Raw genomic sequence first — 13,533 nt, 5'->3', positions numbered from 1 at the left:
TGCCGCGCAGTCCCGGCAGTCTGGAATGACTCGAAAAAATGCACGTTCTTACAGGGGTAGGCTCGACAACGGCCGGTGGGCGTCCAGTGCGCCGGCATTCGACATGCGTGACATGTGGAGAGGAGCCCTGACTCAGGGTGAGCACCAAGCCGACCACCACAGACCTCGAGTGGACCGAGTTGGACCAGCGGGCGGTCGACACCGCCCGCGTCCTGGCCGCCGACGCCGTACAGAAGGTCGGCAACGGCCATCCGGGTACGGCGATGAGCCTGGCCCCCGCCGCCTACACCCTCTTCCAGAAGGTGATGCGGCATGACCCGGCCGACCCGGACTGGGTTGCCCGCGACCGCTTCGTGCTGTCCGCCGGCCATTCGTCCCTGACCCTCTACACGCAGCTCTACCTGGCCGGCTTCGGCCTGGAGCTGGACGACCTGAAGGCCTTCCGGACCTGGGGCTCGAAGACCCCCGGCCACCCTGAGTACGGCCACACCAAGGGCGTCGAGACGACGACCGGCCCGCTGGGCCAGGGTGTCGCCAACGCCGTGGGCATGGCGATGGCCGCCCGCTACGAGCGCGGTCTGTTCGACCCGGAGACCCCGCAGGGCGAGTCCCCCTTCGACCACTTCGTCTACTGCATCGCCGGTGACGGCTGTCTGCAGGAGGGCATCTCCGCCGAGGCCTCCTCGCTGGCCGGCCACCAGAGGCTCGGCAACCTGATCCTGCTGTGGGACGACAACCACATCTCGATCGAGGGCGACACCGAGACGGCCGTCTCCGAGGACACCGTCAAGCGCTACGAGGCGTACGGCTGGCACGTGCAGCGGATCGCCCCGAAGCCGGACGGCGACCTGGACCCGCACGCCATCTACAACGCGATCGAGGCCGCCAAGCAGGTCACGGACCGGCCGTCCTTCATCGCGATGCGCTCGATCATCGCCTGGCCCGCCCCGAACGCGCAGAACACCGAGGCCGCCCACGGCTCGGCGCTCGGCGACGACGAGGTGGCCGCCACCAAGCGCGTCCTGGGCTTCGACCCGGAGAAGACCTTCGAGGTCTCCGACGACGTCATCAAGCACACCCGGCAGGCGCTGGAGCGGGGCCGCGAGGCGAAGGCCGAGTGGGAGAAGTCGTTCCAGCTGTGGCGTGAGAACAACGCCGAGCGGGCCGCCGACTTCGACCGCATCAGCAAGGGCGAGCTGCCGGCCGGCTGGGAGGACAGGATCCCGGTCTTCGAGCCCGGCAAGGGCGTCGCGACGCGTGCCGCCTCCGGCAAGGTGCTGCAGGCGCTCGGCGCGGTGATCCCGGAGCTGTGGGGCGGCTCGGCCGACCTGGCCGGCTCCAACAACACCACCATCGACAAGACGTCGTCCTTCCTGCCGGCGGACAACCCGCTGCCGGAGGCGAGCCCCTACGGCCGCACCCTGCACTTCGGCATCCGCGAGCACTCCATGGCCGCGGAGATGAACGGCATCACCCTGCACGGCAACACCCGTGTCTACGGCGGCACCTTCCTGGTGTTCTCCGACTACATGCGCAACGCCGTACGCCTGTCGGCCCTGATGCACCTGCCGGTGACGTACGTGTGGACGCACGACTCCATCGGCCTCGGCGAGGACGGCCCGACCCACCAGCCGGTCGAGCACCTCGCCTCCCTGCGCGCCATCCCCGGCCTCAACGTCGTGCGTCCGGCCGACGCCAACGAGACCGCGATCGCCTGGCGCGAGATCCTCAAGCGCTACACCAAGGAGTACGGCAAGGGCGCTCCGCACGGACTGGCGCTCACGCGTCAGGGCGTGCCGACGTACGAGCCCAACGACGACGCCGCCAAGGGCGGTTACGTCCTGTTCGAGGCCGAGGGCGGCGAGGCGCAGGTCATCCTGATCGCCACCGGTTCCGAGGTGCACGTCGCGGTCGGGGCGCGCGAGGCGCTGCAGGCCGACGGGGTGCCGACGCGGGTCGTGTCCATGCCGTCCGTGGAGTGGTTCGAGGAGCAGGACCAGGGGTACCGGGACAGCGTTCTGCCGCCGCACGTGAAGGCGCGGGTCGCGGTCGAGGCCGGTATCGGTCTGACCTGGCACAAGTACGTGGGGGACGCCGGCCGCATCGTTTCCCTGGAGCACTTCGGTGCCTCCGCCGACGGCAAGGTGCTCTTCCAGGAGTACGGCTTCACCGCCGAGAACGTGGCCGCCCAGGCCCGGGAATCCCTCGCCGCCGCCCAGCGCTGACGCCCACATACGACACGTAGGAGATGTAATTCCATGACAGACGCACTCAAGCGCCTCTCCGAAGAAGGCGTCGCGATCTGGCTGGACGACCTGTCGCGCAAGCGGATCACGTCCGGCAACCTCGCCGAGCTGATCGACCAGCAGCACGTCGTGGGCGTCACCACCAACCCGACGATCTTCCAGAAGGCGATCTCCGAGGGCGACGGCTACGACCAGCAGCTGTCCGACCTCGCCGCCCGCAAGGTCACCGTCGAAGAGGCCATCCGCATGATCACGACGGCGGACGTCCGCGACGCCGCCGACATCCTGCGCCCGGTCTTCGACGCCACCGACGGCCAGGACGGCCGCGTGTCGATCGAGGTCGACCCGCGTCTCGCCCACGACACCAAGGCCACCGTCGCCGAGGCCAAGCAGCTCGCCTGGCTGGTGGACCGGCCGAACACGCTCATCAAGATCCCGGCCACCGAGGCGGGCCTCCCGGCGATCACCGAGACCATCGGCCTCGGCATCAGCGTCAACGTCACGCTGATCTTCTCCCTGGAGCGCTACCGCAAGGTCATGGACGCCTACCTGTCCGGCCTGGAGAAGGCCAAGGAGCGCGGCCTGGACCTGTCGAAGATCCACTCCGTGGCTTCCTTCTTCGTCTCCCGTGTGGACACCGAGATCGACAAGCGGCTCGACGCGCTGGGCACCGACGAGGCCAAGGCGGTACGCGGCAAGGCCGCCGTCGCCAACGCGCGTCTGGCGTACCAGGCCTACGAGGAGGTCTTCTCCTCCGACCGCTGGCAGGCGCTGGAGAACGCGGGCGCCCGCAAGCAGCGCCCGCTGTGGGCCTCCACCGGCGTGAAGGACAAGGCCTACAAGCCGACCCTGTACGTCGACGACCTGGTGGCGCCGAACACGGTGAACACCATGCCGGAGGCCACCCTGCACGCCACCGAGGAGAGCGGCTCCATCACCGGCAACACGATCGCCGGGACGTACGAGCAGGCCCGTGCCGACATCGACGCCGTCGAGAAGCTCGGGATCTCGTACGACGAGGTCGTGCAGCTGCTGGAGGACGAGGGCGTCGAGAAGTTCGAGGCGTCCTGGAACGACCTGCTGAAGTCGACCGAGGCGGAGCTGGAGCGCCTCGCACCCGCGGAGGGCTGAGACCTTGGCTCCTCTTTCCGGTTCCGGAGCGAACCCGCTTCGTGACCCCGCGGACCGGCGGCTCCCGCGTATCGCGGGGCCGTCGGGCCTGGTCATCTTCGGCGTCACGGGCGACCTGTCGCGCAAGAAGCTGATGCCCGCCGTGTACGACCTCGCCAACCGGGGTCTGCTCCCGCCGGGCTTCTCCCTGGTGGGCTTCGCCCGCCGCGAGTGGGAGAACGAGGACTTCGCCGCCGAGGTCCACGACGCGGTCAAGGCCCATGCCCGCACACCGTTCCGCGAGGAGGTCTGGCAGCAGCTCATCCAGGGGATGCGCTTCGTCCAGGGCACCTTCGACGACGACGACGCGTTCGAGCGGCTGCGCTCCACCATCGAGGAGCTCGACAAGGCACAGGGCACGGGCGGCAACTTCGCCTTCTACCTGTCGGTGCCGCCGCGCTCCTTCCCGGTGGTCATCCAGCAGCTGAAGAAGCACGGTCTGGCGGACCAGACCGGCGGCTCCTGGCGGCGCGCGGTCATTGAGAAGCCCTTCGGCCACGACCTGAAGTCGGCCGAGGAGCTCAACAAGGTCGTGCACGAGGTCTTCGCCCCGGACCAGGTCTTCCGCATCGACCACTACCTGGGCAAGGAGACCGTCCAGAACATCCTGGCGCTGCGCTTCGCCAACACGATGTTCGAGCCGATCTGGAACCGGTCCTTCGTGGACCACGTGCAGATCACGATGGCCGAGGACATCGGCATCGGCGGCCGCGCCGGCTACTACGACGGCATCGGCGCCGCACGTGACGTCATCCAGAACCACCTCCTGCAGCTCATGGCCCTGACGGCCATGGAGGAGCCGGCCTCCTTCGACGCGGACGCGCTGGCCGCGGAGAAGACCAAGGTGCTCGGGGCCGTGCGGCTGCCGAAGGACCTGGGCCGGGACACCGTGCGCGGGCAGTACGCGGCGGGCTGGCAGGGCGGCGAGAAGGCCGTCGGTTACCTCCAGGAGGAGGGCATCGACGTCAACTCCAAGACCGACACCTACGCCGCCATCAGGCTCGGGATCGACAACCGCCGCTGGGCGGGCGTCCCCTTCTACCTGCGTACCGGCAAGCGTCTTGGCCGTCGCGTCACCGAGATCGCGGTCGTCTTCCAGCGGGCGCCGCACTCCCCCTTCGACCACACGGCGACGGAGGAGCTCGGCAAGAACGCGATCGTCATCCGCGTCCAGCCGGACGAGGGCGTGACGGTCCGCTTCGGCTCGAAGGTGCCGGGCACCTCCATGGAGATCCGGGACGTGTCGATGGACTTCGCCTACGGCGAGTCCTTCACCGAGTCCTCCCCGGAGGCGTACGAGCGCCTGATCCTGGACGTGCTGCTGGGCGACTCGAACCTCTTCCCGCGCACCGAGGAGGTCGAGCTGTCCTGGAAGATCCTCGATCCGATCGAGCAGTACTGGGACAAGAACGGCAAGCCCGCGCAGTACCCGTCCGGCACCTGGGGTCCCGTCGAGGCGGACGACATGCTCGAGCGAGACGGACGGAGCTGGCGCCGGCCATGAAGATAGACCTCACGGACACCACGGCCGGCAAGGTCAACAAGGCGCTGGTGCAGGGGCGGCGGGCCATCGGCACGCCCGCCGTCGGCATGGTGCTGACGCTGGTCATCGTGACGGACGAGGAGAACGCGTACGACGCGCTGAAGGCCGCGAACGACGCTTCGCGCGAGCACCCCTCGCGCACGCTCGTGGTCATCAAGCGCGTCTCGCGCACCCCCCGGGACCGCACGTCGTCCCGGCTGGACGCCGAGGTGCGGGTGGGCGCGGACGCGGGCACCGGCGAGACGGTCGTGCTGCGGCTGTACGGGGAGATCGCCGACCACGCGCAGTCCGTCGTCCTGCCGCTGCTGCTGCCGGACGCGCCCGTCGTCGTGTGGTGGCCGGTGAACGCACCGCTCGACCCGGCCAGCGACCCGCTGGGCGCCCTCGGCCAGCGCCGGGTGACCGACACCTATGCCGCCGAGCAGCCGGTGCGGGAGCTGACGGCCCGCGCCGACACCTACACGCCCGGCGACACCGACCTGTCCTGGACCCGCATCACGCCGTGGCGTTCGATGCTGGCCGCCGCTCTCGACCAGGTCACCTGTGAGGTGGAGGCCGTCGAGGTGGAGGGCGAGGAGTTCAACCCGAGCTGCGAGCTGCTGGCGATGTGGCTGGCGGACCGGCTGGACGTGCCCGTGAAGCGGTCGCTGTCCGGCGGGCCCGGTCTGACGGCGGTGCGGATGCACACCGACAGCGGGCCGATCGTCCTGGACCGGGCGGACGGTTCGCTCGCCACCCTCTCCATCCAGGGCCAGCCGGACCGTGCGGTTGCGCTGAAGCGGCGGGAGACGGCCGAGCTGATCGCCGAGGAACTGCGGCGGCTCGACCCGGACGACACGTACGCGTCGGCTCTGCGGTTCGGGGTGGAGCGGCTGAACGCGCCGGCGTCGGCAGCTCCCTTTCGGGAACCGGCTGCCAAAGGAGAGCCGGTCGCCGATGTCGCCGGAGAGCCCGAGTCCGGCACCGGGGAATCCCTCGCCGTCGAAACGCCCGTCGAGGAGTCTGCGAAAGCTCCCGCACGGGAAGCGGCGGCGGAGGAGCCGGTGAAGCAGGAGTCGAAGAAGGCGGCCGCGAAGTGAGCACCCCGCAGCTGGTCGTGCACCACGACAAGGACCTGATGGCGCAGGCCGCCGCGGCCCGGCTGATCACGAAGATCGTGGACGCGCAGTCCTCCCGGGGCTCGGCGTCGGTGGTCCTCACGGGCGGCCGCAACGGCAACGGCCTGCTGGCCGCCCTCGCCGCCGCGCCGGCCCGGGACGCGATCGACTGGGGCCGGCTGGACCTGTGGTGGGGAGACGAGCGCTTCCTGCCCGAGGGCGACCCGGACCGCAATGTCACGCAGGCCCGCGAGGCCCTGCTGGACGCGGTCCCGCTGGACCCGAAGCGCGTGCACGCCATGCCCGCGTCGGACGGCCCGTTCGGTTCCGACGTCGACGCGGCGGCGGCGGGCTACGCGGAGGAACTGGCCCGAGCGGCGGGCCCGGAGAACCACGGCGCCGTCCCCACCTTCGACGTGCTGATGCTGGGCGTCGGCCCGGACACGCATGTGGCGTCGCTGTTCCCGGAGCTGCCGGCGGTCCGGGAGACGGACCGCACGGTGGTGGGCGTCCACGGCTCCCCGAAGCCGCCGCCGACCCGGGTGACGCTGACGCTGCCGGCGATCCGGGCGGCCCGCGAGGTGTGGCTGCTGGCGGCCGGTGAGGACAAGGCGGAGGCCGCGGCGATCGCCCTGTCCGGCGCGGGCGAGATCCAGGCACCGGCGGCGGGCGCGCGCGGCAGGCAGCGCACGCTGTGGCTGCTGGACGCGGCGGCCGCCTCACAGCTCCCGCGGTCGCTGTACCCACCGGCGTCGCCGTGAGCACGCGGTGGGGGCTGCCGGCGGGAGCCCCCACCGCCTCACTTCACGGACCCGGCCATCACGCCCTGCACGAAGTGCCGCTGGAAGGCGAAGAACACCACCAACGGCACCACGAGCGACACGAACGCGCCCGGCGCCAGGACGTCGATGTTGCTGCCGAACTGCCGTATCTGGGACTGGAGTTCCACGGTCAACGGCTGGGACGAGGGGTCCGCGAACAGCAGGGCGACCAGCATGTCGTTCCACACCCACAGGAACTGGAAGATGGCCAGCGAGGCGATCGCGGGGCGGCCGACCGGCAACACCAGGCGGGTGAAGATGCGCCACTCGCTCCCGCCGTCCATCCGGGCCGCCTCCAGCATCTCCTTCGGCATCTCGGCGAAGTAGTTGCGGAGCAGGAAGACGGCGAAGGGCAGCCCGTACGCCACGTGGAAGAGGACGACGCCGGGGATGGTGCCGAACAGCCCCAGTTCGCCGAAGAGTTTGGCGACCGGAAGCAGGCCGATCTGCACCGGCACCACCAACAGGGCCACCACGACCAGGAAGACGGCCTCGCGCCCGGGGAAGTCCAGCCAGGCGAAGGCGTATCCGGCGAGCGCCGCGAGGACCACGACCAGGACGGTGGCCGGGACCGAGATCAGCACGGTGTTCCAGAACGCCTGCGTGATGCCCGCGTTCTTCAGCAGCGCCGAGTAGTTGTCGAAGGACAGCTGGCCGGGACGGGTGAACGCCGTCCACCAGCCGCTGCTCGCCGAGTCCTCGGACGACCGCAGCGAGGACATGAACAGCCCCGCGAGCGGTGTCAGCCACACCAGGCCGATCAGGACGAGGAAGGCCTGCACCAGACCGCTGGACAGACCGCGCCGCACCGCGTTCATCGCTGACTCCTTCGGAATCGACGGACGTTGAAGACCATGGCGGGGACGACCAGGAGGAGGAGCAGGACGCCCAGCGCACTGCCCAGGCCCTGGTTGTTGCCGCCGCCGAAGGACACCAGCCACATCTGCGTGGCGAGCACGGTCGCGTCCTCCTGCACGTCGCCGGGCGCGATGATGTAGACGAGGTCGAAGACCTTCATCACGTTGATCAGCAGCGTCACGAAGACCACGGTGAGGACGGGGGCGAGGAGCGGAACGGTGATGCGACGGAAGATCTGCCACTCGTTGGCCCCGTCCATCCGCGCCGCCTCCAGCGCGTCCCGGGGCAGGGTGGCGAGCCCCGCCCCGATCAGCACCATCGCGAATCCCGTCCAGATCCACACGTAGGCCCCGATGATCGCCGGCGTCACGAGCGCCGGCCCGAGCCAGGAGACGCCCTGGTAGGGCGGGGCGAAGTTCGAGGCCGGCAGCTTCACCGTGTACGCCCCCGACTTGAGGCCGGTGAAGCGGAAGGAGCCGTCGGCCGCGGTGGTCGTCGCAGCGGCGGTCCCGCCGTCGTCCCGCACCGCCTCGACCTTCATCTCCGGCAGCCCGCTCTCCCGCCGGTCGACCGCCCCCGGTCTGCCTCCTCCGCCGGGCGTGAAGTCCAGGTAGACGACACCGCGCAGTTCGCCGGCGGCCGCCGCGCGGTGGGCGGCCGGGTAGGCGGGCCGGGCTCCGCCCGGCAGGTCCTTGGGCGCGACGCCGACCAGCCCGAGGGTGACCGAGTCGCCGGGCCTCGCGGTCGCGCTCGTGCGGTACGAGCCGTCCTTGCCCGCCGTCAGGCCCTGGTCGGGGCGGGCCCGTGCGGTCGGGTAGTGCGACGTCCCCGCGAAGGTGTCGTGCACGCCGACCACGGCCGCGTTCAGCACGCCCTTGTTCGGGTCCTCGTCGTAGGCGAGGCGGAAGATGATGCCGGCGGCCAGGAAGGACACCGCCATCGGCATGAACAGCAGCAGTTTGAAGGCCGTGGCCCAGCGCACCTTCTCCACCAGCACGGCGAGGATCAGGCCGAGGCCGGTCAGCACCGCCGGGGCCACCACGACCCAGATGGCCGTGTTGCGGACGGCCTTGAGGGTGGCCGGGTCGCGGAACATCTCGGTGTAGTTGTCGCCGCCGACGAAGCGGGTGCCGGAGGCGTCGAAGAAGCTGCGGCCGACCGAGAACAGCACCGGGTAGACGACCAGCGCGCCGAGCAGGAGCAGCGCCGGGAAGACGAAGAGCAGGGCGACGATCCGGGCCCGCCGCCGGGAGCGCCGGGCGCGCTCGACCAGGCCGGCGGCGGGTGGGCTCGTCTCTTTCACCAGGGTCGCGGTCATGGCGCGTCAGCCCTGGTAGGCCTTGGCCGCCGCGGACTCCAGGCGGGCCGCGGTGCCCTTCGGGTCGGACGGGTCGCGCAGGAAGTCCTGCAGCAGCTTCCACTCGCCGGCGCCCTTGGTGCCGCCGAAGGCCGCCGGTGCCTGGTCGGACATGTCGAAGCGGACCGTGTCCCCGGCCGCGACGAGGGACTTGGCGGTGGCGCGGGTGACGTCGTCGCCGTACTGGGCGAGGTCGAGCTTCCTGTTCGGGGACAGGAAGCCGCCCGCCTTCGCCCACACGGCCGCTGCCTCCGGGGTGGCCAGGTACTCCAGGAGCTTCATGCCGGCCTTGGCGTTCTTGCCGTCCTTGAGCACGACGGCCGCGTCGCCGCCGCTGACGACGGGCGCCTTGCCGCCGTCGACCGCGGGGAAGGGGAAGAAGTTCGCGTCGGTGCCGATGGTCTTGCCGAACTGGTCGTGCGCGACGCCGGCGACGAAGTCGCCCTCGTAGACCATGCCGGCCTCGGGCTTGGGTCCGAACACCTTCTCCACCGAGCCGGGGAAGTCGGTGTTGAGGGCCTCCTTCTGGCCGCCGGCCACCAGCCGCTTGTCCTTGAAGAGCTTGCCCAGCGTGCCGAGCGCCTTGACGACGCTGGCGTCGGTCCACTTCAGCTTGTGGGCGGCGAGGGCGTCGTACTTCTCGGGTCCGGCCTGGGAGAGGTAGATGTTCTCGAACCAGTCGGTGAGGGTCCAGCCATCCTCCCCGGCCACCGAGAACGCGGAGAGCCCCGAGTCGGAGACGGTGCGGCCGGCCTTCAGCATCTCGTCGTACGTCTTCGGCGGCTTGACGCCGGCCTGGTCGAGGGCGTCGGGGCTGTACCAGACCGTGGACTTGTGGGCGGCCTTGAAGTAGAGGCCGTAGAGGCGGCCGTCGACGCTGCCGTACTTCTTCCAGACGGGGGCGTAGCCGGCGTCCACCGCCTTCTCGGTGGTGGCCGACAGCGGGGTGAGCCAGCCCTTCTTGGCGAACTGCTGCAACACGCCGACCTGCGGGACCATCACCACGTCGGGCGCGTTGCCGCCCTCGATCTTGCTGCCGACGACGGTGGAGACGTTGTCCCCGGTGGAGATGAACTGGGTCTTGGCGCCGGTCTTCGCGCTGAACGCGTCGAGGACCTTCTGGAAGTTCTTCTGCTCGCTGCCGGTCCACACACCGGCCACGGTGACCGTCTGGCCGCCGAGGGCCTTGTCGCCGCCGCCCGCGGCGGCCGGGCCGCCTCCGCAGGCGGTCGCGCCCAGGGCAAGGGCGAGGGCGGTGCAGCCGGTGAGCAGGGTCGTACGTCGTCGCATCATCGTTGATGTCCCTTCAGGGGTGGGTAACTGACGAGCGGTCAGGTAGAGGTGGGCCGTGCCCGGTCAGAGGTCGCCGAGCCACCAGGCGGCCGTGGAGCCGGGCAGCACGCCGGCCGTGCAGGGGCCGCTGGACAGCAGCGGGGTGCCGGAGACCGGCGCGGGGGTGGGCGCCGTACCGAAGTTGACGGCGCAGACCAGGCCGTCGCCGCGCTCGAAGGCGAGGACGCCGGGCGGGGTGTCCAGCCAGCGGAGGGTGCCCTCGCCCAACTGGGGCAGGGACGCCCGCAGTTGCAGGCCGTCGCGGTACAGGTGCCAGAAGGAGCGGGTGTCGGCGAGGGCGCGGTCGGTGGCGTACTCGGCGAAGTAGGAGGGCTGCGGAAGCCACGGGCGGGCGCTCTCGGCGCCGGAGGTGAAGCCGAAGGGCGAGGCCTGTCCGGACCACGGCAGCGGGACCCGGCAGCCGTCACGGATGCGGGCCCGGCTGCCCGTGCGCCGGAAGATCGGGTCGGTGAGCACGTCGTCGGGCAGGTCGACGACCTCGGGCAGACCGAGCTCCTCGCCCTGGTAGATGTACGCGGCTCCGGGCAGGGCCAGCATCAGCAGCGCGGCGGCGCGGGCGCGGGCGGCGCCGAGGCCGCTGCCCTCGGTGGCGGGTTCGCCGTAGCGGGTGACGGTGCGGACCTGGTCGTGGTTGTTGAGGACCCAGGTGACCGTCGAGCCGGTGCCGGCGATGTCCTGCATGGCCTCGGAGATGACCTTGCGGAAGGCGCCCGGGTCCCAGGGGGCGCTGAGCAGGTCGAAGAAGAAGGCCTGGTGGAGCTCGTCCGGCCGGACGTACAGGGCGTGCTCGCGGGCCGTCGGCACCGACACCTCGCCGACCAGCAGCCGCTCGCGGCCGTCCCGGGCGGTGTACTCCTCGCACACCGACCGCCAGTGCCGCCACACCTCGTGCACCTCGGGCTGGTTCCAGGCCAGCGGGTTGACCGAGTCACGGGTGCGGGCGTCGGCCTCGGGGTCGTCCGAGTCGGGCAGGGCGGGGTGCTTGAAGAGGCCCGCGGCCACGTCGATGCGGAAGCCGTCGACGCCCCGGTCCAGCCAGAAGCGCAGCACCCGGTCGAACTCGGCGCCGACCTCGGGGTCGCGCCAGTTCCAGTCGGGCTGCTCGGAGGCGAACATGTGCAGGTACCACTGGCCGTCGCCGACCCTGGTCCAGGCGGGGCCGCCGAACATGGAGTGCCAGTTGTTGGGCGGCTCGGCGCCCTCTGGGCCACGGCCGTCGGCGAAGTGGAAGCGGGCGCGGGCCGCGCTGCCGGGCTCGGCCGCCAGCGCCTCGCGGAACCACGGGTGCTCGCTGGAGCAGTGGTTGGGCACGATGTCGAGCAGCACCCTGATGCCGAGCCGCCGGGCGTCCGCCATCAGCAGGTCGAACTCGGCGAGGTCGCCGAAGAGCGGGTCGACGTCGCAGTAGTCGGCCACGTCGTAGCCGTGGTCGTGCTGCGGGGACGGGAAGAAGGGGCTCAGCCAGATCCCGTCGACGCCCAGCTTCTTCAGGTACGGCAGCCCCGCCCTGACCCCGGCGAGATCGCCGACGCCGTCGCCGGTGCTGTCCAGGAAGCTGCGGACGTACACCTGATAGATCACCGCGTCACGCCACCAGCGGTACTTACTCAACATGCATGCATGTTATGTAGGTGCGTCACACGGGTGTCAACGAAAAGAACAGAAGCTACTGCCGAGTTCGCCTGAAAAATATGGATGAACCAGGACAGAGTGAACAGAGATGAGATGTGCGCGTTACCTAACAAGTAACTATCGGCCGGAAAGGCAAGAGGAGGTGACTAGCGGCCGGGGATCGCGGCCAGCTCCCGCGCGAGCCGGCGCACCGCCGCCGCGGGCGTCTCGTGCCCCGTCAGCGCGTCCTGGACGACCGCCTGCACCACCAGGCTGACCTGGTCGTAACGCGGGCTCTTGGGGCGCGGCATGGCCGACAGCACGCTCTTGCGCAGGGTGGGGAGGTACGGAAAGCGCCGGATCAGATCGGGATCCTCGTACAGCGCGGCACGTACGGGCGGCAGCGCGCCGCGGGTGAGGACCTGGCGCTGCACGGGCTCGCTCGTGAGATAGGCGATCAGACGCGAGGCCGAGTCGGGGTGCCGCGCATGGGTGTTGACGGCCAGGTTGGAGCCGCCGAGGACGCTCGTCCCCGGGCCGTCCGGGCCGGGCAGCGGCACGGCGCCGATCTTCCCGGCGACCGGGGAGCCCTTGGCCGAGGCGAGGACGTAGGCGTAGGGCCAGTTGCGCAGGAAGAGCAGCCTGCCGCTCTTGAAGGCCTGCTTGGACTCCTCCTCCTTGTACGTCAGCGCGGCCTTCGGGATCCAGCCCTCGCGGACCCCGCGTGCGAGGAAGCCGATCCCCTCCCTGGCGGCCGCCGAGTCCACGGTGACCCGCGCGCCCTCGTCGCCGAGGATCGTGCCGTGCGCCGAGTAGACGGCCTCGGCCGCGTTCACCGTCAGGCCCTCGTACGGCAGGAACTGGCCCGCGTAGCCGTCGAGCCCGTACTTGGGCGCGATGGTCCTGGCGTCGTGCTCCAGTTCGGCCCAGGTGCGCGGGGGCGGGACACCCTCCTTGTCGAGGATGTCCTTGCGGTACAGGAGCAGGCCGGCGTTGGTGACGTACGGGACGGCGTACAGGTGACCGTCGTAGGTCGCCGTGCTCTCGACGGGCTTGAGGAAGGTGCCGAGCGGGAAGCGGTCGCGGGGCAGCGGACGGATCCAGCCCGCGGCCGCGAACTCCGAGGTCCAGTTGACGTCGATGTTGAGGACGTCGAACCGGCTGCGGTCGCCGCCGCGCAGGTCGGTGACCATCTGCGCGTGGGTCTCGTCGGCGGAGTCCGGGAGTTCCACGAGCCTGACCCGCTCGCCGGGGTGGGTACGGTTCCAGCCCTGGAGAAGGGGACGGAGATAGCCGGTGAGGTCGCCCGCGGTGGCCAGGGTCAGGGGCCCCCGGCCGTCGGCCGGGCCCGCTTCGTCCCGGGCGCCCGCGGCGACGTAACCGGCCATGACCACGACCAGAACGAGGAGGCCCCTACCCGCGGCACGCATCCACCGCATAGGTTCCTCCTTGCACACCCGGCGCCGGGCGTCTTCGC

Annotated in this window: 10 protein-coding genes; 5 read left to right on the top strand and 5 right to left on the bottom strand. The window is 70.7% G+C overall.

Annotated features, from left to right (window positions below):
* Positions 1-137 precede the first annotated feature (137 nt).
* Genes tkt through pgl form a run of 5 tightly spaced genes read left to right on the top strand, consistent with a single transcriptional unit; the run spans position 138 to position 6,817 of the window.
* Positions 138-2,225: a transketolase gene (tkt, locus tag ACQF4J_RS34310; protein WP_351798538.1), complete on the top strand. Its 2,088-nt coding sequence runs from the start codon at positions 138-140 to the stop codon at positions 2,223-2,225.
* A 33-nt stretch (positions 2,226-2,258) separates the two neighbouring features.
* Complete coding sequence (gene tal, locus ACQF4J_RS34305) at positions 2,259-3,377, top strand: transaldolase (RefSeq protein WP_351561665.1); 1,119 nt, start codon at positions 2,259-2,261, stop codon at positions 3,375-3,377.
* A gap of 4 nt (positions 3,378-3,381) precedes the next feature.
* Positions 3,382-4,920, top strand: coding sequence for a glucose-6-phosphate dehydrogenase (gene zwf / locus ACQF4J_RS34300; RefSeq protein WP_351561667.1), 1,539 nt, complete (start codon positions 3,382-3,384; stop codon positions 4,918-4,920).
* Positions 4,917-6,038, top strand: coding sequence for a glucose-6-phosphate dehydrogenase assembly protein OpcA (opcA, locus tag ACQF4J_RS34295; RefSeq protein ID WP_351561670.1), 1,122 nt, complete (start codon positions 4,917-4,919; stop codon positions 6,036-6,038). Before zwf ends, opcA begins: the two co-directional genes overlap by 4 nt.
* Positions 6,035-6,817, top strand: a complete 783-nt coding sequence (gene pgl / locus ACQF4J_RS34290; RefSeq protein WP_351561673.1) for a 6-phosphogluconolactonase — start codon at positions 6,035-6,037, stop codon at positions 6,815-6,817. The genes opcA and pgl overlap by 4 nt, the downstream gene beginning before the upstream one ends.
* 38 nt (positions 6,818-6,855) lie before the next feature.
* Here pgl and ACQF4J_RS34285 read toward each other — a convergent pair whose 3' ends face one another.
* From ACQF4J_RS34285 to ACQF4J_RS34265, 5 genes are all read right to left on the bottom strand, one after another.
* Positions 6,856-7,695 (bottom strand): carbohydrate ABC transporter permease, encoded by an 840-nt coding sequence (locus ACQF4J_RS34285; RefSeq protein WP_351798541.1) that lies wholly within the window; start codon positions 7,693-7,695, stop codon positions 6,856-6,858.
* On the bottom strand, positions 7,692-9,053 hold the full coding sequence (locus ACQF4J_RS34280) for a carbohydrate ABC transporter permease (protein ID WP_351561679.1): 1,362 nt from the start codon (positions 9,051-9,053) through the stop codon (positions 7,692-7,694). The genes ACQF4J_RS34285 and ACQF4J_RS34280 overlap by 4 nt, the downstream gene beginning before the upstream one ends.
* Positions 9,054-9,059: 6 nt before the next feature.
* Complete coding sequence (locus ACQF4J_RS34275) at positions 9,060-10,385, bottom strand: ABC transporter substrate-binding protein (RefSeq protein ID WP_427167573.1); 1,326 nt, start codon at positions 10,383-10,385, stop codon at positions 9,060-9,062.
* A gap of 63 nt (positions 10,386-10,448) precedes the next feature.
* Positions 10,449-12,059 (bottom strand): glycoside hydrolase family 13 protein, encoded by a 1,611-nt coding sequence (locus ACQF4J_RS34270; RefSeq protein ID WP_351798547.1) that lies wholly within the window; start codon positions 12,057-12,059, stop codon positions 10,449-10,451.
* Positions 12,060-12,223: 164 nt separating this feature from the next.
* Positions 12,224-13,495 carry an ABC transporter substrate-binding protein gene (locus tag ACQF4J_RS34265; protein WP_427167572.1) on the bottom strand — a complete coding sequence of 424 codons (1,272 nt, stop codon included), beginning with the start codon at positions 13,493-13,495 and terminating at the stop codon, positions 12,224-12,226.
* Positions 13,496-13,533: the final 38 nt, after the last annotated feature.

This window comes from Streptomyces sp. C1-1 (assembly GCF_050214755.1).
Taxonomy (GTDB): domain Bacteria; phylum Actinomycetota; class Actinomycetes; order Streptomycetales; family Streptomycetaceae; genus Streptomyces.
Note: the sequence above shows the minus strand (reverse complement) of the source record. Positions and strands in the feature narration are given on the sequence as shown.

What these genes read in the sequence shown, in the direction of transcription:
- tal (WP_351561665.1), top strand. Translation starts at nt 2,259, where the DNA reads ATGACAGACGCACTCAAGCGCCTCTCCGAAGAAGGCGTCGCGATCTGG.
- opcA (WP_351561670.1), top strand. Translation starts at nt 4,917, where the DNA reads ATGAAGATAGACCTCACGGACACCACGGCCGGCAAGGTCAACAAGGCG.
- ACQF4J_RS34285 (WP_351798541.1), bottom strand. Translation starts at nt 7,695, where the DNA reads ATGAACGCGGTGCGGCGCGGTCTGTCCAGCGGTCTGGTGCAGGCCTTC.
- ACQF4J_RS34280 (WP_351561679.1), bottom strand. Translation starts at nt 9,053, where the DNA reads ATGACCGCGACCCTGGTGAAAGAGACGAGCCCACCCGCCGCCGGCCTG.
- ACQF4J_RS34275 (WP_427167573.1), bottom strand. Translation starts at nt 10,385, where the DNA reads ATGATGCGACGACGTACGACCCTGCTCACCGGCTGCACCGCCCTCGCC.
- ACQF4J_RS34270 (WP_351798547.1), bottom strand. Translation starts at nt 12,059, where the DNA reads ATGTTGAGTAAGTACCGCTGGTGGCGTGACGCGGTGATCTATCAGGTG.
- ACQF4J_RS34265 (WP_427167572.1), bottom strand. Translation starts at nt 13,495, where the DNA reads ATGCGGTGGATGCGTGCCGCGGGTAGGGGCCTCCTCGTTCTGGTCGTG.